Consider the following 20,124-nt stretch of genomic DNA (forward strand, 5'->3'; position numbering starts at 1 on the left):
GCAGGCAGCGGGGTATTCAGTTAAAAGGTGGCTTCCAGCGAGACGCTGAAGGTGCGTTCTTCGCCGACGTTGTAATACGGCGTGCTGGCCTTCACACCGCCGTAGGGCGCCGCGTTGAAGGTGGTGGTGCGCACCGAGGTCAGGTATTCCTTGTCAAACAGGTTGCTGATGCCAAAGCGCAGCGCGGCGCTTTTGACGATTTTCTTGTCCACCGGCAGATGCACCCCCGCCGCCAGATCGAACACCGTGCGGCCGCCGATCTTCTCGTCGTTGGTCAGATCGCCGTAGAACGCGCTGACGTACTTGCCGCTGACGCTGCCGTAATACAGCCCGTCGTCATAACCCAACGTCATGTTCAGCAGGTTTTTCGGCACGTTCGGCACCTCTTTGCCGGAGGTCGGCAGCGGCTGCCCGCCATTGCTGACGATGTCGCTCTTCTGCTTCGATTGGGTATAGGTATAAGAGGTGTAGTAGTTGAAGTTATGCGGCAGTTGGCCGCTCCACTCCAGCTCCAGCCCTTTGTTCTCCACGTTGCCGATGTTCATCATCTCGTAGTCGCCGGCCGCGTTGGTGGTGGAGATTTGGCGATCGCTGTAGCGCATGTAGAACAGCGTGGCGCTCAGCAGCATGTCCTCTTGCTGGAAACGCCAGCCCAGCTCGTGGTTCCAGCTCAGTTCCGGCTTGGTGCTGAGCGAGTCGCCGACGTTGTACAGCACGTAGTTTGGCGGCGTGCGCATGTTGCGCGTCAGGTTGTAGAACACCTGGTTTTCCTGGTTCACCTTATAGCTGGCGCTGAAGTTCGGCAGGAATTCGTGATAGGTGGCTTTGCGCTTCTCCGGCACGTTGTACAGGCTGCCGCGGTTGTCCCCTTTGCGCTCCACATACTGATAGGCCAGGCCGCCGACGAAGGTCCAGTCCGGCGTGGCGAACCAGGTGTCCTGCAGCCACACTTTCTGCGCCGGGGTGATGGTGTACTGGTTGCGTCCCTGCACGGTGTTGCCGTTGGCGTCCTTCACCTGATCGGAACCGCCAGGTTTCCCCCAAATCTGTGACGGGTTGCCGTCGCCCTTGATGCTGATGAACGGCTGAGTCTGCAACTGGCGCGCGCGCTCGTACCAATAACCGACGTCCAGGCTGTGCTGCTCGTTGATGTCCCATTTCAGCTTGGTGGTGATGCCCGGCCGCCAGGTTTGGGTCCACGACGGGCGGTAATAGGTGTTGGACTGCAGGTTGCTGAGGTCATACTGCCCGGCTCTGTCCGACGTGCTGGACAATACCGACGCCGTCTGGCCGTTGAAACTGCCGCCGTTGCCCCAGTAGTAATAGGGCTGCAGAGTCAGCGACAGGTTGTCGCGCAGCTGCAGTTTCTGGGTGAACGACAGCGTAAAGTTCTCGAACGGGTTGCGTTCAATCTTGTAATACTTGTTCAACTGCCCTTTGCTGTTGTACTCCGGCGAGGTGACATAATCGGTGTCACGACCGTCGTTTTGGAACTGCGCCTTGCTCAGGGTGTTGTAGTTGGTGTTGTTCTGGCGGTTGTACTTCATCACCAGATTGCTGCTGTTGCCGTTGCCGTCTTCATACAGCGAGTTCATCTCGAACTTGTCGGAGTACAGCCGCCCCTCGCCGCGCCATTTCTTCGCCTCGGTGTGCGAATAGGAGAGCCAGTTGCTGAAGCCGTTATACTCGCCGGTTTCCAGGCGGGCGAAGGTTTTGCTCAGGCTGTTGCTGCCCAGCGTCTGCTTGACGAAACCGCCGAAGTCTTTCGCCGGGCGGCGCGTCACCAGGCCGATGTTGCCGCCGCTGGAGCCGATGTGCGGGCCGTCCGCTTCGGAAGACCCCTGGGTGACGAACACCTCTTCCAGGTTCTCCGCATCGCCGAGCAGGTTCGGGTAGACCGCGTAGTTGCCGGAGTCATTGATCGGGATGCCGTCCATCGACAGGCCGATCTGATCCGAGTTCATGCCGCGCATGGTGTAGTCCACGCCGCTCAGGCCGCTGGCGTCGTTGCTGTTGACGTTCAAGCCCGGCGTGTATTTCAGTTTATCGATGGCGTTGGCCGCCGACGGCATTTTGTCCATCGCTTCTTTGGTGACGGTGGAGCGCGCCTTGGCGCTGTCATCCTGCACCATCATGCCGCCGCCGAGCGACTGCCCCTTGACGCTGATGGTGCCGACATCGGTGGCGTCGGCCGCCAGCGCGGCGCCCGGCAGCATCACCGCCAGATAGATCCCAGAACGATTAAACGATTTCATTGTGTGCATCCCATAAAAATCAAACGATTAACCCTTGCGCTAAGGCGCCTGATAATTGAACGTCGCGGTAAATCTTTTGGTTGTTTGCCCGGCGAACGCCTCGCTCGGGAACGGCTTCACTGAACTGATGCTTTGCAGGCTGCTCATCGCCGCGCGATTCAGCAGCATGCTGGCGGCTTTGTTGGCGATGCCGGAAGAGAGCACCCGCCCGCTGCGATCGACCTCCAACCACACCTCGACGTTGCCCTGCGGACGCTCGAGCGAGGCCTGCCGCCCGCTCGGGTAGCGCTTGCGCTGTTCCAGCTCACGGCGCAAGGCCAGCAGGTAGCCGTTTTCTATCGCCTGCGCGTTCACCTTCGGCGCCGCGGGGGCGGCCGGTGCGGGCTGCGCCGCCGGTTTGCTGGCCAGCGCGCGCGGTACGGCAGGCGCCGGCGTCGGTTTGGGTTTCTCTACCGGTTTGGCTTTCTCTTTCACCGGTTTGGGTTTGGGTTTGGGCTTCGGCTGTGGCTTCGGCACCGGCTTGGCTTCCACGATCGGTTCCGGCGCCGGCACCACCGGTTCGGGGATCGGCTCCGGCTCGGGCTCGGGCGGCGGCGGTTCGGGCTGAGGTTCCGGCGGCGTTTCCGGTTGGGGTTCCGGCGCCGGTTCAGGTTCCACCAGCGCCAGTTCAATGGCGGTTTCGTCATAGCGCGGCTGGATCTTCAGCGCCGCCTGTTGGCTGGCGAACAGCAGGCAACCGGCGACAATCAGCGCCGGCAACCAGCTGAAAAGATGACGTGAGCGATAGAGCAGATACATGTCACAGCTTCCGTGTCGCGATGGAGACGGAGAAGAAGCCGCCCTGGCGCAGGTTGTCCATGACCGCCACCAGCCGCTCGACCGCCACGCCTTTATCGCTGTTGACGATGATGGTGGTGGTCTGGTTGGCCTGCTGCTGTTGTTTCAGCGTGTTGACCAACGCGTCGAGCGCGATCGGCTGGCCATCCAGCTGCAGCTGTTCGTCGGCCCCCAGCGTGATGATCGCTTTCTTCTGCGGTTTCAGCTGTTGCGCGCTGCCGGCGGACGGCAACTGCGTTTTCAGCCCGAGCGCCGGGATGACGTTCAGGCTGATCAAGACGAAAAACACCAATAAAAACATCATCACGTCGATCATCGGGATCAGTTCGATGTGCGCTTTGTTCTTTTTCGGTTCGTTCCAGTTACGCATGACACTCCCTCCAAAAGCGAAGCAGCCAATATAGGAGGGGTTTGTTTACCTTTTGTTACGCTTGTGTGATCTTATTTTCACAGTACGGATTTTTTGCGAGAATTTTTTCAATGGCAGGCGATAAGGGAGTAGATATAACTTATTAATTAGCGATAGTTTTTATTGGAATAATTGCAGAGTGACGTATAGACAAGGCTACCGGCATGCCGAAAATGTGAGAATAGTGACAATCAGGCCGACACAGCAGAATGCCACCACTTCAGGCGAAGGAGCCGTTACCCAAATATCCCATCAGCTTATCCTGCCAGCATCGCCACATCTGGAATAAAATATCGACAATAAAGATACCAGGACGATGAATGACACAATTTATTAGAACGCGCACAAGTCAGACATAAATCAACTGGAATAATGCAAGATAAGCAGTAGATTTAATAATAACACCATGAAAGCTTATCTTATCACGATAATGATTTGCAGACTATGAAGAAATAAAAATCACAATAGCAACCTTGGAATACATCATTCTTATTAGCATTCCTTTGATGCGCCTTCCGTCTTTGAAGGTCAAAATTCCATTGCTATAACACTCGTCCTAAATGCCTTGAAAAATTGTTACTGTTAATAATTTAACGACCACAGCGAGAAAGGCCATGAAAACAAAAAAATCCATTTCCATGCTAGCCATCACATTATTGCTGGTTAGCTGCAGTTCCGGAAAACTCACTATCAACCATACTAAAGAAACAGTCACTGCCGGGCATGAAGCTATAGGCGAATCAAAAAAATATTTTGACGTATTGTTGGCGCTTCAACAAAAACGGGCCGTTGTTGTCTACGCGACTCAACCTAATTGCAAATTTAATACAGACGGAAAGATAACAGTAAGAATTAACGAGTCATCTGTACCTAATCCAAACTCACCTCTTTGCGCCACGCCTCAGGACTTCAAAAATAATAATGTTATGCTACTTAACCTTATGCCATTGGATCTACAGATGTTCCAGCCGGACCTGGACATTCTCTCTGCTTTCTCCAGCTATCTCTCCGCCCTGACGGTGTACACAGCGGATCCGACATACCCGGTGGGCGATCTTGTGGACAAGGCATTGACCAAAGCCGAATCGGTAAAATCGCTGGCTAACCTCACCGATAACCAAAAAAAGTCCGTCAGTAACCTGGCGGGGTTCTTGCAAAGGCTCGCTGAAGAGGAAAAAAACGGACGCGACATTGCCAAATTGATTAAACAAGAAGGAAAAAACCAGAATGATAATATGGAGTTGGTTAAGCAAGATATCCATCAGCTAAAGACGCAATATGATGACGTAATGAAACAGGACATTTTCAACTTCACCGTCGACAATTTTAACAAAAGAACGCCCAAATCCCCTCAACCCTCTGACATGGAAAAGTCCGCTGTCTATATCGATAACATTATCACGCTCAATAACCTGACGCAAAAAAGTATCAAAAACCCCACCGCGGCCGAACAGGCGATTGAGGCCTTCCAGCGGTACCATGAAGGGTTAATCTCGATTATCGATGACAACATTATCGATAAAAAAATAAAAGAAGAAAAACTAAAAATCCAACAGGAAAATTTAAAGGAGGCCTTAGGATATATAAAAGACTTTGTCAAAGACTTCACACCGCTTCTGGTAGCGGCTCTTTAAGAGGACAATATCATGGCGACTAAAGAACAAAAAGATGAGCTTGTTAATGCTCTGCATATTCTTAAAAAAGAATGCGACAACATGATCACCACGCCCAATGGGAACGTATTTGTCTATATCAGTTTGAAACTGTCTGCTTTCATCGGAAAAGTATACAGTATCGATCCTTCAATATTGAGCCCCCTTGTTATCAGCGATTTACTGTACTGGACAGAAGGTGCAATAGAAGCCCTTCAAAGCAGCAACACCTCTGATGATATTCCCGCATTGAATATTGTCGTTGGAAAGTTGTACTACCAATTTCCCTGACATTAACGAAGCCGCTTGCCAAGCAAGCGGCGAACCAGGGCTGGGGGACAGGCGGCATACACTATACAGCGTGTCGTTGTTGACAGTCCTCCAGCCTGGTTTACCTAAAACGCCTCATGCGCACTAGCACTGGATATCCTGCCCCGCTGCGCGTCTGCATAAGCCCATGCAACGTTCGCAGGCCAAACACCACAAAAAAAGACGCCCGCAGGCGTCTTCTTGGCATTGTCACTGAGCCCGAGGCGATCAGTTCACTTTCACCGGCATACCGGAACGGGCCTTGATCGCCGCGTCCACTTCGCTCTGGTTGACGCCGGCGTCCATCAGCACTTTGCCGACCGGCGCAGAGATGGTCAACGGCACCGGATCCTTGGATTGCAGCTGCTCTTCGTTGGCCGACAGCGGGTTGTGCACTTCCACGTAGCGCGAGCCGTCCGGTTCGACGGTGGCCTTCATCGGTTCGTTGATGAACTGCACGCGGGTGCCGACCGGCACGTTCTGGAACAGGTACTTGATGTCGTCGGCGCGCAGACGCACGCAGCCGTGGCTCACGCGCAGGCCGATGCCGAAGTTGGCGTTGGTGCCGTGGATGGCGTACAGACGGCCGACATACAGCGCATACAGCCCCATCGGGTTATCCGGGCCGGCCGGGAACACCGCAGGCAGGATCTCGCCGTCAGCCGCGTATTCGGCGCGCATCTTGGCGGTCGGCGTCCAGGTCGGGCCGTCTTTCTTGCGCTGCACGGTGGTGGTCCAGTTCAGCGGGGTGTCTTTACCCAGCTGGCCGATGCCGATCGGCAGCACCACCACGGTGTTGGAGCCTTTCGGGTAATAGTACAGACGCATTTCGGCGCTGTTGATGATGATGCCTTCACGCGGCGCGTCCGGCAGGATCAGCTGCTGCGGGATAGTCAGGGTGCTGCCGGCCTTCGGCAGGAACGGATCCACGCCCGGGTTGGCCTCCAGCATGTTGCTCAGCCCCATCTGATACTGGGCGGCGAAGCTCTCCAGCGGCAGTTTGCTGTCTTCCGGTACGGTGATTTGGATATTCTCGCCCACCAAACGGCTGTCTTTTGGCGGCAGCGGGTAAACGACGGCGAAGGCAGCCTGGCTGAATGCAACCAGTGCCGTAAACAGGGTTAATAACGCGCGAATGCTCATTTTCATCTTCGTGTTGGTCAAGGCCACTGGCGATTAGGGATATCGGTTTCTACGGCCACTTCGCCCCGATGAGTTTCAGCCGGCAGCCACTCGCTGCGGCCTGAAAAACAGGGGGATTGGACCGGATGCGCATTATATGTGCACATCAATCAAAGTGTGAACCATTACCGATGTAATATCGCAATTTTTTGTAACCTCACGCGCCACGAAGGCGATTTTTTGCGAGAACCGCCGCCTAGCTGGCGGCGGCCAACGCTTCCTCTCGCCGTATCGGGATCAGGTATTCACAGCGGATCGCCGCGCCACCGAGCGGGCAACTGCCCTCCTGCGCCGGGTAGAAACGCTCGATATCCTGCCCCGGCCGGCGGATGGCGTTCATCTGCGGCATGGCGGTGTCATACAGCCGGACAATAAAGTTTTGTAACCCTTCCGCCTGTCCCTGGTAGGTGAAACGGGCATACTCGCCCTGCTCGATAGTCACCCGCTCTCCCGGCGCCCCTTCGTCCGGCAGAGCGGCGGTGTAGGCCATGCGCGGGCTGCCCCGGCGGCGCCGGTCAACTTCCAGACTGGTAAGGCCGTATACTACCTCCGGCAGCACCTGCGGCTGCAGCAACTGCCGCCAGGCGTGGCGGCGCAGCTCACACTTGGAGGCCGCCAGTTGCCCCAGGGTAAAACTGCGGCGCTGGGTATGGCCCACCAACTGCATGGCGGGCAGCGTCACGATATCGGCCTGCGGCAATGGCGCTTCGGTCAGGCGCAGCGGCGGCTGCAGGCCATAGCTCGACCAATCCTGGCTGCGACGATAGCTGGCCGGCGGCAGACCGAACTGCTTGCGGAAGCAACGGGTGAAGGTCTGCTGCGAATCGAACTGGTAAGTATCGGCGATGCAGGCCACGCTGGTGCCGGTCAGGCGCAGTTCACGCGCGGCGGCGGTCAGCCTTCTGCGGCGCGCGTAGGTGCCGAGAATATGGCCAGTATGCTGCTTGAACATCCGCTGCAAATGCCATTTGGAGTAGCCGGACTTGGCGGCGATATCGTCCAGCGTCAGCGGCTGATCCAGGCTCTGTTCGATCCAGGCCAGCAGCTGTTCAATCACCTGTTGCTGGTGCATGGTGTTCTCCCCCTTATTTGATCAATAACGTCTGCGCCAATACCCGGCCTGCGGCTTCATTGGCGGCCACCAGCACCGGATAGCCCCAGAATTTGGCGCCGTATTCGGCGAATTCTTCCGCCGCCGCGCGTTTGGCGTCGTCCGGCTCCAGCATGATCATGCCTTTCACCCACCGCTTCAGCGCCTCGCGGTTATCGCGTTTCCACAGCGCCACCTGGGTGCGAGCATCGCGGTCATGTTCTTCTTCTTCATCGCCGACGCTGCGGTCGGTGATCAGAACAAAAGGTTCGGCGCGCGCCAGCAGCGCGCTGAATTCGGCCAGCTCGGCCTGGGTATCGCGCCCGTTTCGGCGCATCCACACCAGCGGAAAATCGGCGGTATCCAATGACATAATCAGTTTCCTCGCGAAAGGGTTTAGGACTGGCGCTTACTTTATCGGCACCGGCGCTAGACCGCATTGCGCAATCAGGACATAATACTTTCCAATTCCGCCAAATTGAGAACTATTCTCATGAAAGTACAGATCCCCCGCCACTGTCTGGATATCGATCAAGTGCCGCGCCCGCTGTTTGCCCTGCAGGGGTCGACCCTCGAACAGGATTGGGAAGTCGAGCCGCACCGCCACCGGAAGGCGCAACTGATCTACACCGTGCGCGGCATGATCCGCTGCGAAGTGGAAAACGGGCTGTGGCTGGTGCCGCCGCAGTGCGCGCTGTGGATGCCGGGCAACGTGTTGCACAACGCCCAGGGCGCCGGCTCCACCGAGGCCTACTGCCTGTTCGTCGATCAACATGCCGCCGCCGGCCTGCCGCAAAGCTGCTGCACGCTGTCGGTCTCGCCGCTGCTGCGCGAGCTGCTGCTGCAGGCCAGCACCTTCGAGCCGCTTTACGACGAACAGGGCGCCGAGGGGCGTCTGACGGCGGTATTGCTGGATCAGTTGGCGGCCGCGCCGATCGAGAATCTGCATCTGCCGGTGTCCGACGACGCGCGCATCCGGCAGTTGACCGAAGGCATGCTGAGCAGCCCGGCGGACAAATCCACCCTCGGGCAGTGGGCGCAGCGCATCGGCATGAGCGAACGCTCCCTCAGCCGCACGCTGCAACAGCAGATGGGCATGAGCTTCGGCCACTGGCGGCGCCAGTTGCACGTGATGCTGGCGCTGCAGCGCTTGACGCAGGGCGAGAGCGTACAGACGGTGGCGCTGGATCTGGGCTACGAGAGCGCCAGCGGCTTCGTCACCATGTTCAGAAAGGCGGTGGGCAAACCGCCGGCGCGCTACCTGGCGGAGCGCAACGCCTCTGGAGAAACCCTGGGCGGCGCAATTACCATGTGAAAAAGCCGGCGCAGGCGCCGGCTTGGAGCAGGTGAAAATCAGAAATCGTAGAACACCGTTATCCAGGTGGAATCCGGCTCGTTGTCGCTGCTGTTGGCCAGCGTGCGCTCCACATACACCGAAAGACCGTAACCGATGGTGGTGCCCGCGCCAAGATAGACGTGGTTGGCGTGATACGCCTCGTCTCCCTTCAGCCGCAGCGAGTCCGCCGCCACATAAGGCTGGACGGATTTGAGGAACGGCTTGTCGATATTGAAGGTATAACCGACGAAGCCTTCCAGCCCGTAGCCGTCACCGGCGAAGAAGTGCGACAGCGTGCGCTGGCGGGTGCTCGGCACATAATCTTTGTAGTAGCTGGCGGTGCCGACGATGTACCAGTTGTTCGGCTGCCAGGTCAACGCGGTGCCGGACAGCTGCTGGTGATAATCCTGTTCGTGGTACAGATTGTCTTTGATCTTCGCGTCGGTATAACTGTAGGCGGCGCTGAAGGTGAAATCCTTCGTCACCTTATAATCGAAGCCCAGCCCGCCACCGCCCTTGCGGCGGTAAATCAGGTTATCCGCGGTGTGCAGATCGTCTTCCGGCAATAAATAGTTGGCGTACAGCGTGACCGGCCCGAAATCATTGGTGTATTTGATGCTGTTTTTCGGTTTATTGCCGCCGTCATAGTCGCCGGAAATGCCGATGCCGGTGCCGCCCGCATGGCCATCGTTATCCCAGACGTCGCTTTTAATGCCGACCACCGAATAATAGATGCCGTATTGATGGCCATAGGTCAGGGTGCCGTAACGATCGTCCTTGAAACCGGCGTACAGTTGGCGCTGATAGTCGCGCTTGCCGTCTTCGTTATAATGCCCGTCCCAGCTGAGCGCGTGCGCCAGATCGACGCCCCACTCGTAATAGCCGATGATCGAAGTGTCCTGCGTCAGCGCATAATCGCCGCTGAAGCGAAAACGCGTGCCGCCGTCGTGGCCGTTTTTGTCATAGCCCGGCTCCGGGCCGTTATTGAAGATCCACTCGGGGCGAATGCTGCCGCCCACCTTTAAACTGAGCGGCGCCAGCAACACATTGCTCTGCGGGTTTTTATCCAGAATGGTGATCTCGGCCTGTGCGCCGGCGGATAACGCCGACAGCAAGACGCCGCCAATGAATATTGGCGTTGTATTTTTTCTCATTATTACCCCTGCCCGAAAAAATTATTGTTATAAACGCGGTGGTCTTAAGCCACGTAGAAATAATTAACCGATGTGAACATCGCACGCAAGATATAAAAATTCACGCCATAACCTGCCATTATTTCAGGTTGGATTTAATTTCAGCAAACACGTGTTCACCTGTAACACGGAGAAAAACAATGTAATAATCGCAGCACGAAATAAACCAATCCGCACGCTTCACCCAAAATAACCCTTCGTGATTATCTGGAAATAAAGATAGCAAATAACAAATAAATATTATTGCCGCAGGTAAACCGTCACGCGAGGGAATTAATTAAAGGCGGGAAATAACGACGGAGCGCGTTGCGCGCTCCGGGGAAAATCTCACTACTGCGCCAGCCAGCCACCGTCCATGTTCCAGGCCGCGCCGCGCACCTGCGCCGCCGCATCGCTGCACAGGAACAGCGCCAGCTCGCCGAGTTGCTCTGGCGTGACGAACTCTTGCGAAGGCTGCTTCTCCGCCAACAGCTCATCGCGCGCCCGCTGCGGATCGGCACCGGCGGCGATGCGCTTGTCGATCTGCTGCTGCACCAGCGGCGTCAGCACCCAGCCGGGGCAGATGGCGTTGCAGGTGACGAGCGTGCGGGCGGTCTCCAGCGCCAGCGTCTTGGTCAGCCCCACCACGCCGTGCTTGGCCGCCACATAGGCCGACTTGTCTTTCGACGCCACCAGCCCGTGCACCGACGCTACGTTGATGATGCGCCCCCAGTGGCGCTCGCGCATCCCCGGCAGCGCCAATCGGCAAGTGTGGAACACCGCCGACAGGTTGATGGCGAGGATGGCGTTCCATTTCTCCACCGGGAACTGATCCAGCGGCGCCACGTGCTGAATGCCGGCGTTGTTCACCAGAATGTCCACGCCGCCGAACTCACGTTCGGCATACTGCATCATGTCCGCTATCTGGGCCGCATCGCCGAGATCGGCGCCGTGATACCCCGGCGCGGCGCCCAGCCGGGCAACCTGCGTCTTCGCCGCTTCCACATCGCCGAAGCCGTTGAGGATCACGCGCGCGCCGGCGGCGGCCAGCACGGACGCGATCCCGAGACCGATGCCGCTGGTCGAGCCGGTCACCAGCGCGGTTTTGCCTTGTACACTCATGGTATCGCTCCTTTAAACAATGCCGGTCAGGTAGAACACGCCGATCACGAACAGCACCGCGGCGCTCTTGATCAGGGTGATGGCGAAGATGCCGCCATAGGCCTGCCGGTGGCTGAGGCCGGTGATCGCCAACAGGGTGATCACCGCGCCGTTGTGCGGCAAGGTGTCCATGCCGCCGCTGGCCATCGAGGCCACCCGGTGCAGCACCTCCAGCGGAATGTGTGCCGCATGGGCGGCGGCGATAAAGCTGTCGGACATCGCCGCCAGCGCGATGCTCATGCCGCCGGAGGCCGATCCGGTGATGCCGGCCAGCAGGGTGACGCTGATCGCTTCGTTCAGCAGCGGGTTGGGGATCGCCGACAGCGCCTGCGACAGCACCAAAAAGCCCGGCAGCGCGGCGATCACCGCGCCGAAGCCGTATTCGGAGGCGGTGTTCATCGCCGCCAGGATCGCGCCGCCGACCGCCGTCTTGCTGCCTTCCGCCAGCCGGCCGCGAATATTGCGAAAGCCGAACACCACCACCAGCAGAATACCCGACACCAGCGCCGCTTCCACCGCCCAAATGGCGGTGATCTTCGCCACATCGGTGGTAATGGGCTTGGCCAGCCCCGGCAGCGTCAGATCGTGGCTGGCGCCGTACCACTGCGGGATCCAATGGGTGAAGCCAAGGTTGAATACCCCGACCAAAATCAACGGCAAGATGGCGATCAGCGGGTTCGGCAGGTTGATGTCGTCCGGGGTTTCCGGTTCGTTCAGCAGCTCGGTGCCGTAACCCTCCCCCTTCAACTGCGCGTTGCGCCGCTGGCGTTCAAGATACAGCAAACCGACCGCGATGATGAACAGCGAGCCGATCAGCCCCAGCCAGGGCGCGGCCCAGGCGTTGGTGCCGAAGAAGCTGGTCGGGATGATGTTTTGGATCTGCGGCGTGCCGGGCAAGGCGTCCATGGTGAAGGAGAAGGCGCCTAGCGCAACGGTGGCCGGGATCAGCCGCTTGGGGATGCCGCTCTGGCGGAACAACTCGGCGGCGAACGGATAGACCGCGAACGCCACCACAAACAGCGACACCCCGCCGTAGGTCAGCAGCGCGCATACCAGCACAATCACCGGAATGGCGTGGCGTCGGCCGAGAATGCGGATCGCCGCCGCGACGATCGATCGGGAAAAGCCGGACAGCTCGATCAGTTTGCCGAATACCGCCCCCAGCAGGAACACCGGGAAGTAGAGCTTCACGAAGCCGACCATCTTCTCCATAAACAGCCCGGTGAAGGTCGGCGCCACCGCGCCGGGGTCGGTCAACAGCACCGCGCCCAGCGCGGCGATCGGAGCGAACAAAATCACGCTGTAGCCGCGGTAGGCGGCCAGCATCAGTAATCCCAGTGCTGCCAGGGCAATTAAAACGCTCATCGGGCACCTCGCTATCGTTGTTATTGTCAGGTACGGCGTGCGAAATTACGGTTTCAGCGCAAAGCGCAGCTGATGCGCCCGTCGCCGTTGAATGCGTTCCCTGCGGGCTTCATCCCAAAGATAAAATCCCCGGCCGCTGCGCTGGCCGCTATCGCCGCGCTGCAGCCGCTGTTCTACCAGCGCCATCATCTCGTCGCCGGTCGCCAGTTCCGGGAACAGGTGGCGGGCGATGTCCGCCACCGTCGCTAGCCCGGTCATGTCGGCGGCCTCCAGCGGGCCGACCATGGCGTAGCGCCGCCCCAGCGAGGCGCGCATCACCTGATCCACCACCTCGGCGCTGGCGATGCCGCTGTGGACGATGTGCAGCGCCTCGCGCAGCACCGCAAACTGCAGCCGGTTGCCGACAAACCCCGGCGCGGCGCGCTCCAGCAGCACCGCATCCAGCGCCATCCCGCCGAGCAGCGCCTGCACCGCCGCCAGATGACGCGGCTCGGTGGCGCGGCCAGGCACGATCTCCACCAGCGGGATCAGGTGCGGCGGGTGCCAGAAATGGGCGATCAGCAGGCGCTGCGGATGGGTCATGCGCGCCGCCAGCTCGTCCGGCGGCAGGCCGCTGGTGTTGCTGGCGATCACCGCGTCGTCGGCGATCAGCCCTTCCAACTGCTCATACAGCGCATGCTTCAGCTCGAGCCGTTCCGGGATCGCCTCGATAAGCAGCCGGGCGCGCGCCACCGCGTTCAGATCGCCAGTCACGCGCAGGCGCGCCAGCGCCGCGCCGCGCTCAGTATGCGCAAACTGCCCGACGTCGCTCAGCTCGGCCAGAATGCCGCTCGCCACCGCCGGCGCTTCCGCCAGGCGCTGCGGATCCGGGTCATACAGCAGCACCTCATGGCCGTGGCGAATAAAGTGGGTGGCGATGCCCACCCCCATCAGCCCGGCGCCCAGTACCGCATAGTCAGATGACTGCATGGTGCCCTCCTCGGTTGTTTACGGGCGCTCTACCGCCAGCGCCACCCCCTGCCCGCCGCCGATGCACAGCATCGCCAGCCCCTTGTTCACCTCGCGGCGCTGCATTTCGTACAGCAGCGACACCAAAATGCGACAGCCGGAGGCGCCGATCGGATGCCCCAGCGCGATCGCTCCGCCGTTGACGTTGACCCGCTCCGCCTCCCAGCCCAGTTCTTTACCCATCGCCAGCGCCTGCGCGGCGAAGGCTTCGTTGGCTTCGATCAGATCGACTTCCTCCAGCCGCCAACCGGCTTTTTCCAGGCAGCGGCGCGCGGCCGGCGCCGGGCCGATGCCCATGATCGCCGGATCGACGCCCGACGAGGCGTAACCGGCGATGCGCGCCAGCACCGGCAAGTGCAGCTCAGCGGCTTTTTCCGCGCTCATCAGCAGCACCACGGCGGCGCCGTCGTTGAGCGACGAGGCGTTGCCGGCGGTCACCGAACCCTCCTTGCGAAACGCCGGACGCAGCCGCGCCAGCGCCTCTAGGCTGGTGTCGCGCGGCTGTTGGTCGCGCTCAACTCTCAGCGCCTCCCCCTTCGGCTGCGGCACCGTCACCGGCGTGATCTCCTGCGCGAAACGCCCGGCCTGCTGCGCCGCCTGCGCCTTCTGCTGCGAACGCAGCGCAAAGCTGTCCTGCTCGGCGCGGCTGATGGCGTATTTCTCCGCCAGGTTCTCGGCGGTGATGCCCATGTGGTAGTCGTTGAACGCGTCCCACAGGCCATCGTGGATCACGCTGTCCACCATCTGCGCGTGACCGAGGCGCAGACCGGCGCGCGCGCCGGCCATCAGGTAAGGCGACTGGCTCATGCTCTCCTGGCCGCCGGCGATCACCGCCTCGGCATCACCGCTGCGGATCGCCTGCACCGCCAGATGCACCGCCTTCAAACCGGAGCCGCACACCTTGTTGATGGTCAGCGCCGGCGTCGTAACGGGCAGCCCGGCGTTGAGCGCGGTCTGGCGCGCCGGATTCTGCCCGCAGCCGGCGGTCAGCACCTGGCCGAGGATCACTTCATCGATCTGCTGCGGCGGCACGCCGCTTTGCGCCAGCAGCCCCTGCACCGCCGCCGCGCCCAGTTCCACCGCCGTCAGCGGCGCCAGCGCGCCGTGAAAACTGCCGACCGGCGTGCGCGTCGCCGCCACGATCACCACTTCACGTTGTTGCACATTCACCTCCCGTTTCAGAAACGCATTTCCGGCACTTGCTCCGGCACGATCAGCCGGCCGGCGGTTTTGGCGACAATCTCCGCCACGCTGACGCCCGGCGCGCGTTCGCGCAGCACGAAGGCGCCGTCTTCAATTTCCAGGTAGGCCAGATCGGTCAATACCTTGCGAATGCAGCGGGCGCCGGTCAGCGGCAGCGTGCAGCGCGGCAGCAGCTTGGACTCGCCGCCCTTCGCGGCGTGGGTCATCACCACGATGATGTTCTCCGCCCCCGCCACCAGATCCATCGCGCCGCCCATGCCCTTGACCATCTTGCCGGGGATCATCCACGAGGCGATGTTGCCCTCGACGTCCACTTCAAACGCCCCCAGCACGGTCAGATCGACATGGCCGCCGCGGATCATGGCGAACGACTGCGCCGAATCGAAGATCGACGCGCCGAGGCGCGCGGTGACCGTCTGCTTGCCGGCGTTGATCATGTCGGCGTCCAGCTGCTGCTCAGTCGGGAACTCGCCCATCCCCAGCAGGCCGTTTTCCGACTGCAGCATCACGTCCATGCCCGCCGGCACATAGTTGGCCACCAGCGTCGGGATGCCGATGCCCAGGTTGACGTAGTAACCGTCCCTCAACTCTTGCGCCACGCGCTGCGCCATTTGTTCACGGGTAAGCATGAGAATCTCCTTAAGCCCGCAGGGTGCGTTGTTCGATACGCTTCTCGAAGGTGCCCTGGATCAGCCGATCGACGTAAATGCCGGGGGTGTGGATCGCCGCCGGATCCAGCTCGCCCGGCGCCACGATCTCTTCCACTTCCACCACCGTGATGCGCCCGGCGGTCGCCATCAGCGGATTGAAGTTCTGCGCGGTGTGGCGGTAGATGACGTTGCCGAAGTGATCGGCCTTCCAGCCTTTCACGATGGCGAAATCGCCGGTGATGGCGGTTTCCATGATGTAGGGGCGGCCGTTGAACTCGCGCACCTCTTTGCCTTCGGCGATCGGCGTGCCGTAACCGGTGGCGGTGAAGAACGCCGGGATGCCGGCGCCGCCGGCGCGGATCTTCTCCGCCAGCGTGCCCTGCGGCGTGAGATCCACCTCCAGCTCGCCGCTGAGCGCCTGCTGTTCGAACAGCGCGTTTTCACCGACGTAAGATCCCACCACCTTGCGGATCTGATGGGTTTCCAGCAGCCGCCCGAGGCCGAACCCGTCGACGCCGCAGTTGTTGGAAACCACCGTCAACCCGCGCACGCCGCGCCGGCGGATCTCTTCGATCAGATTCTCCGGGATGCCGCACAGGCCGAAGCCGCCCGCCAGCACCGTCATGTTGTCCGTCAGGCCTGCCAGCGCTTCCTGGTAGCTGCCGACGCGTTTGTCGAGCCCTGCCATATCGTTGCCCCTGCATGTTGCGGCGCAGGGCGAAATGCCCTGGCTTGCGTGAGGGCATCTTCAGGTCACAAAAATGATTTGTTAATTTTGTTTTTATGCCGCATTCATTTAGAATTTTTATTAATCAGTCGTTAACCGACAATTAACAAAGAGTTAACGCCAGCCAAAATGAAAATGAGCATCAAACAGTTACGCGCGTTTTTAGCGGTAGCTCACACTCTGAATTTCGCCCAGGCCAGCGAGCGGCTGAATATTTCTCAGCCGGCGCTCAGCCTGGCGATCCGTGGGCTGGAAGACGCGCTGGGCGGGCCGCTGCTGCTACGCACCACCCGTCGGGTGACGCTGACGCCGGAGGGGGAAACCTTCTTTCCGATGGCGCGCCAGCTGCTGGCGGATTGGGACAACGCGGAAGAGGCGATGCGCCAGCGCTTCACCCTGCAGATGGGCAAGGTGGCGATCGCCGCCATGCCGTCGTTCGCCGGCAACCCGCTGCCGCCGATCCTCAAGGCGTTTCGCGATCGTTACGCCGGCATCAACGTAGCGGTGCACGACGTCATCAACGAGCAGGTATTTGAAATGATCCGTGAAGGCCGGGTGGAGATGGGCATCGCCTTCGAGCCGGAGCCGAGCGACACCCTGCACTTTACCCCGCTGTGCCGCGATCGCTTTATGGCGGTGGTGCCGAAGGATTCGGCGCTAGCGCGCAAGGCGCAGGTCAGCTGGAAGGAGCTGCTGACGCTGGATTTCATCACCCTGCAGCGGCCATCGGCGGTGCGGCTGCTGCTGGAGCAGGAGCTGGCCCGCAGCGGGCGAACGCTGGAGGTGGCGTTTGAGAGCCACCAGCTGGTGACAGTCGGGCGCATGGTGGCCAACGGCCTCGGCGCCAGCGCGGTGCCGGCGCTGTGCGAGCGACAGATGGATGAGCTGGGGGCGGTCTGCGTGCCGCTGATCGGCCCGATCATCGAGCGGCGCGTGGGCCTGATCCGCCTGGCGCAACACCAACTCTCTTCCGCCGCGCAGGCGCTGGCGACGGTAATTGAACGGGAGATGGCGGGGAGTGGCGGGTAAGGCGGCACCAACATTTTCAGATGATTCTCCGATCGAGAGCGTGAGCCAGAACCTGTTACCACCCTGTAGAAAATGTTAAGTTTCCTAAAATAAGGAGGCTTTTCGACATGGAACAGAAGTCCAACAGCATCGCACCGGGCTATTGCATCGCCCAACAAACCGGCCCGCTCGCCTTCCACGCCAACTACCTGTTCGGTGGCAAGCCATCGGAAGCGGCACGCTTTTTTATGCAGCTCAATGCCGATACGCCGCTGGTTCAACCGGGGCAAATGCTGATCGTCGCCGATCCGCGCAATCATAATCAATCTACGCAGATCGCCGCCCTGATGCAGGCCAAGAGCCGCACCAGCAAAGCGGTGAAAGCCGGTGACAGCGATTTCTCCACCTTCTTGCACCGCAATTACGCCGCTATCGCCGCCTTCACCAGCTATGGGGAAACGGTCGTCGGGCTGGCTTCGGATGCCGGAGAACGCTACTTCAGCCAGATCAAAAATATCCTGGTCGAGATTGAAAAAATCTACCAAAATCAGTTCCGCACGAGTGGCGCGTTGATTGGCACCCAGTTTCAGGTGGAACGAGCGCGGCTGTTCGGTACATTAAAACCGTTACTGAATCGCCTTACTCGTGCTCAACTCAATATGAAAGAGTATGCGCAAATCAAACACGCGCTGGGGCTCTCCAGTAAACCGCTGGTGCATGAATGGAGCACCGCCGGCGTCGGCGCCATCAAGGGTTATTCGAACTACGTCGACAGCGCCAGCCGGGCGGCCAAGTTTATGAAAGCCGGCGGCTGGATCGGCATCGGATTGAGTGGGCTGAATACCACCAACGACGTCTACAACGCCTGCACCACCGGCCGCGAACAGGAGTGCGCCAAGATCGCGGTGAAGGGATACAGTCATTTTGCGGCAAGTACTGCGGCGGGGATTTTGGGGGGTGAAGGCGGTGCAATGTTAGCAATGACGGCTTGTAGTATCGTCTTAGGCGCCTCCACATTTGGTACCGGTATTTTAGCTTGTGGTATAGCAGGCGCTGCTCTGGGTGGCGCAGCTGGCAGTTGGGGTGGCGGTGTAGCCGCCGACAGCATTACTGGCTTCATTTTTGGTGAATAATGAAAATCGCTATCGTCCTGTTCTTCACTCTGACATTGATTAGCGCCCTGGTGCAGTACCTTTACTATCGGCGCTATAAAGACGAATTTTCTGAATTCTATCAACGTTATGTGCAAAGCGCCCATCCCTTGCCTCCATTCGTCATCTTCGCGGATAACCTTGGTTTGCTCGGTGTGTCTATCAAAGCACAATGGTTCCGTTGGGTATTGAATGGCAGAAAAATAAAGATAGGGAAAAACGCTTTTCTGAGCCCAAAAACCTACGAATTCGTGAATGAAAACACATCTCAACATCTGAAGAGCTGGATTCGAAAAGACTTCATATTAAGCGTGTTGAAAATGGGGTGTTTGGCGTTGATGTGTATCTTTGCTTTTTTGAGTAAGACATAACGCCCCTTGAACCTTAGCCGGTGGCTTATGAAAATAGCATCACTTATTGCAGCCGTGCTGCTCTTAGTTTGTTGGCTTGCTCAATATATTTACTCTCGTCGCTATAAACGCGAGTTTGATGTTTTTTATCAACGCTATACCCAACAGGGCCACTTTGTCCCTGCACACGTCGCAATTGCCGATGGCCTTGGCTCTTTAGGTACTTCCATCAAAGCCCAATGGTTCAGATGGATCCTTTGCGGCAAGAAAATCATGGTGAAGAAAAACCAATATCTTCCCGCCAAGACCTATGAATTTGTTCGTCTTTCATCATCTGAACGCTTGCAGACCTGGATGAAAAACAACGGCACGCTTTTGGCGCTGGAAGGCGTGCTCTTCATCATGGCATTGATCTTTATGATGATAGCGAGAATGTCGTGATTCAGGCTACTCAATGAAAACCCTTGTCATATTATGCCTAACGCTGCTGGTTTTAAGCGCCTTCATTCAGTTCATTGGCTACCGGCGCCATAAAAAAGAGTTTGACGCGTTCTATCAGCGTTACGCCGGCAGAGGACATTTTATTCCGCCCTACGTCGCCTTTGCCGACGGCCTTGGCATGCTAGGTACCTCATTGAAGGCACAGTGGTTTCTTTGGATCCTGAAGAGGAAAAAAATAAAAATAAGGGATCAAGTTTGGCTCGATGCGAAAACCTACGATTTCGTGCAAAAAACCGCCACTCCTGAACTACAGAAGTGGCTGGCGATGGACTTTATACTTTTGCTCGTAGAGGCAATTATTACCACCGTGGGCTGTATTTTTATTTATCTCATCAAACATCAAGGTTGAGCAGACCCGTTGCTCCCCTCCACCGCCTGCACCGCCGCCTTCTGCGTGGCGCGCTGATATAAGCACAGCTCCCTGCCCGGCTGGTTTTTCATAAACGGCTGCGGGTAGCGCCCGCCGATAAACAGCGCCGAATAGCCGACGTCGTCACCGTAGTGAATAATCTCCCCTTCCACCCTGGCGTTTTTTAGCCCGCTGGCTTTCAGGCAGGCGGCGCGCATCGCCCGTTCGCTCTCGGCCCACGCCTGTGGGGAAGACGCAGTGGCGTTGAACGCGGCCAGCGCGGCGATAAGCAGCCCTATTCTCTTCATCGTTATCTCTCCTTCTACGGCCCGTCTCGCCAGTATAGACCGTGCCGACCCGGCCAACCCGCCGCGCTCTTTACGGCATTTTTATTCCGCGCCCCGTTAAC

At 59.0% G+C, this 20,124-nt stretch carries 21 protein-coding genes and 1 pseudogene; 8 read left to right on the top strand and 14 right to left on the bottom strand.

Translation table 11 applies throughout. The features are described from left to right. Positions 1-20: 20 nt before the first annotated feature. Genes CRO23_RS21140 through CRO23_RS21150 form a run of 3 tightly spaced genes read right to left on the bottom strand, consistent with a single transcriptional unit; the run spans position 21 to position 3,462 of the window. Entirely contained in the window at positions 21-2,255 is a 2,235-nt protein-coding gene (locus CRO23_RS21140) for a TonB-dependent receptor family protein (protein WP_016929216.1), read from the bottom strand. A gap of 39 nt (positions 2,256-2,294) precedes the next feature. Then, positions 2,295-3,053 carry an energy transducer TonB family protein gene (locus tag CRO23_RS21145; RefSeq protein WP_079451108.1) on the bottom strand — a complete coding sequence of 253 codons (759 nt, stop codon included), beginning with the start codon at positions 3,051-3,053 and terminating at the stop codon, positions 2,295-2,297. Position 3,054: 1 nt separating this feature from the next. Then, complete coding sequence (locus tag CRO23_RS21150) at positions 3,055-3,462, bottom strand: ExbD/TolR family protein (protein WP_004933244.1); 408 nt, start codon at positions 3,460-3,462, stop codon at positions 3,055-3,057. 653 nt (positions 3,463-4,115) lie between these two features. Between CRO23_RS21150 and CRO23_RS21155 the strand changes: the two genes are divergently transcribed. Further along, entirely contained in the window at positions 4,116-5,135 is a 1,020-nt protein-coding gene (locus CRO23_RS21155) for a hypothetical protein (RefSeq protein ID WP_028127883.1), read from the top strand. Positions 5,136-5,147: 12 nt separating this feature from the next. Beyond that, positions 5,148-5,444 carry a hypothetical protein gene (locus tag CRO23_RS21160; RefSeq protein WP_016929218.1) on the top strand — a complete coding sequence of 99 codons (297 nt, stop codon included), beginning with the start codon at positions 5,148-5,150 and terminating at the stop codon, positions 5,442-5,444. A 249-nt stretch (positions 5,445-5,693) separates the two neighbouring features. On the opposite strand, the pseudogene CRO23_RS21165 reads toward CRO23_RS21160, so the two are convergent. The 3 genes and pseudogenes from CRO23_RS21165 to CRO23_RS21175 all read right to left on the bottom strand — a co-directional run. Next, positions 5,694-6,611, bottom strand: a pseudogene (locus CRO23_RS21165) (L,D-transpeptidase family protein); the annotation flags it as partial. Positions 6,612-6,840: 229 nt separating this feature from the next. Further along, positions 6,841-7,716: a helix-turn-helix domain-containing protein gene (locus CRO23_RS21170; protein WP_079451109.1), complete on the bottom strand. Its 876-nt coding sequence runs from the start codon at positions 7,714-7,716 to the stop codon at positions 6,841-6,843. Positions 7,717-7,729: 13 nt separating this feature from the next. Then, positions 7,730-8,107 carry a hypothetical protein gene (locus CRO23_RS21175; protein ID WP_016929221.1) on the bottom strand — a complete coding sequence of 126 codons (378 nt, stop codon included), beginning with the start codon at positions 8,105-8,107 and terminating at the stop codon, positions 7,730-7,732. 120 nt (positions 8,108-8,227) lie between these two features. On the opposite strand from CRO23_RS21175, the gene CRO23_RS21180 reads away from it, so the two are divergent. Further along, on the top strand, positions 8,228-9,049 hold the full coding sequence (locus CRO23_RS21180) for an AraC family transcriptional regulator (protein ID WP_004933266.1): 822 nt from the start codon (positions 8,228-8,230) through the stop codon (positions 9,047-9,049). A 38-nt stretch (positions 9,050-9,087) separates the two neighbouring features. Here the strand turns inward: CRO23_RS21180 and CRO23_RS21185 are convergent, their stop codons facing one another. The 7 genes from CRO23_RS21185 to CRO23_RS21215 all read right to left on the bottom strand — a co-directional run bounded on the left by CRO23_RS21185 (position 9,088) and on the right by CRO23_RS21215 (position 16,317). Beyond that, positions 9,088-10,224, bottom strand: coding sequence for a porin (locus CRO23_RS21185; RefSeq protein ID WP_033638822.1), 1,137 nt, complete (start codon positions 10,222-10,224; stop codon positions 9,088-9,090). A 369-nt stretch (positions 10,225-10,593) separates the two neighbouring features. Next, positions 10,594-11,364, bottom strand: a complete 771-nt coding sequence (locus tag CRO23_RS21190) for a 3-hydroxybutyrate dehydrogenase (protein ID WP_097102830.1) — start codon at positions 11,362-11,364, stop codon at positions 10,594-10,596. Between the two features lie 12 nt (positions 11,365-11,376). Beyond that, on the bottom strand, positions 11,377-12,768 hold the full coding sequence (locus CRO23_RS21195) for a GntP family permease (protein WP_049300764.1): 1,392 nt from the start codon (positions 12,766-12,768) through the stop codon (positions 11,377-11,379). Positions 12,769-12,813: 45 nt separating this feature from the next. Continuing rightward, positions 12,814-13,737 (bottom strand): 3-hydroxyacyl-CoA dehydrogenase family protein, encoded by a 924-nt coding sequence (locus CRO23_RS21200; RefSeq protein ID WP_097102832.1) that lies wholly within the window; start codon positions 13,735-13,737, stop codon positions 12,814-12,816. 18 nt (positions 13,738-13,755) lie between these two features. Then, positions 13,756-14,940 carry an acetyl-CoA C-acetyltransferase gene (locus CRO23_RS21205; RefSeq protein ID WP_097102834.1) on the bottom strand — a complete coding sequence of 395 codons (1,185 nt, stop codon included), beginning with the start codon at positions 14,938-14,940 and terminating at the stop codon, positions 13,756-13,758. Between the two features lie 14 nt (positions 14,941-14,954). Continuing rightward, the gene (locus tag CRO23_RS21210) at positions 14,955-15,608 is read right to left on the bottom strand and encodes a CoA transferase subunit B (protein WP_015376496.1); all 654 of its coding nucleotides are present in this window, start codon (positions 15,606-15,608) and stop codon (positions 14,955-14,957) included. Positions 15,609-15,618: 10 nt separating this feature from the next. Beyond that, a complete protein-coding gene (locus CRO23_RS21215; protein ID WP_004933280.1) occupies positions 15,619-16,317 on the bottom strand; it encodes a CoA transferase subunit A in 699 nt (232 codons plus the stop codon). Positions 16,318-16,485: 168 nt separating this feature from the next. On the opposite strand from CRO23_RS21215, the gene CRO23_RS21220 reads away from it, so the two are divergent. From CRO23_RS21220 to CRO23_RS21240, 5 genes are all read left to right on the top strand, one after another. Beyond that, positions 16,486-17,385, top strand: a complete 900-nt coding sequence (locus tag CRO23_RS21220) for a LysR family transcriptional regulator (protein WP_060444820.1) — start codon at positions 16,486-16,488, stop codon at positions 17,383-17,385. A gap of 107 nt (positions 17,386-17,492) precedes the next feature. Further along, positions 17,493-18,497, top strand: a complete 1,005-nt coding sequence (locus tag CRO23_RS21225; protein ID WP_097102836.1) for a hypothetical protein — start codon at positions 17,493-17,495, stop codon at positions 18,495-18,497. Continuing rightward, the gene (locus CRO23_RS21230; protein ID WP_048795360.1) at positions 18,497-18,886 is read left to right on the top strand and encodes a hypothetical protein; all 390 of its coding nucleotides are present in this window, start codon (positions 18,497-18,499) and stop codon (positions 18,884-18,886) included. Before CRO23_RS21225 ends, CRO23_RS21230 begins: the two co-directional genes overlap by 1 nt. A 27-nt stretch (positions 18,887-18,913) precedes the next feature. Continuing rightward, a complete protein-coding gene (locus CRO23_RS21235; protein WP_079451112.1) occupies positions 18,914-19,306 on the top strand; it encodes a hypothetical protein in 393 nt (130 codons plus the stop codon). Between the two features lie 13 nt (positions 19,307-19,319). Further along, positions 19,320-19,715 (top strand): hypothetical protein, encoded by a 396-nt coding sequence (locus CRO23_RS21240; protein ID WP_079450040.1) that lies wholly within the window; start codon positions 19,320-19,322, stop codon positions 19,713-19,715. Here the strand turns inward: CRO23_RS21240 and CRO23_RS21245 are convergent. Next, the gene (locus tag CRO23_RS21245) at positions 19,706-20,023 is read right to left on the bottom strand and encodes a hypothetical protein (RefSeq protein ID WP_097102838.1); all 318 of its coding nucleotides are present in this window, start codon (positions 20,021-20,023) and stop codon (positions 19,706-19,708) included. The genes CRO23_RS21240 and CRO23_RS21245 overlap by 10 nt on opposite strands. Positions 20,024-20,124: the final 101 nt, after the last annotated feature.

Source organism: Serratia sp. JKS296, from assembly GCF_900215445.1.
Taxonomy (GTDB): domain Bacteria; phylum Pseudomonadota; class Gammaproteobacteria; order Enterobacterales; family Enterobacteriaceae; genus Serratia; species Serratia marcescens.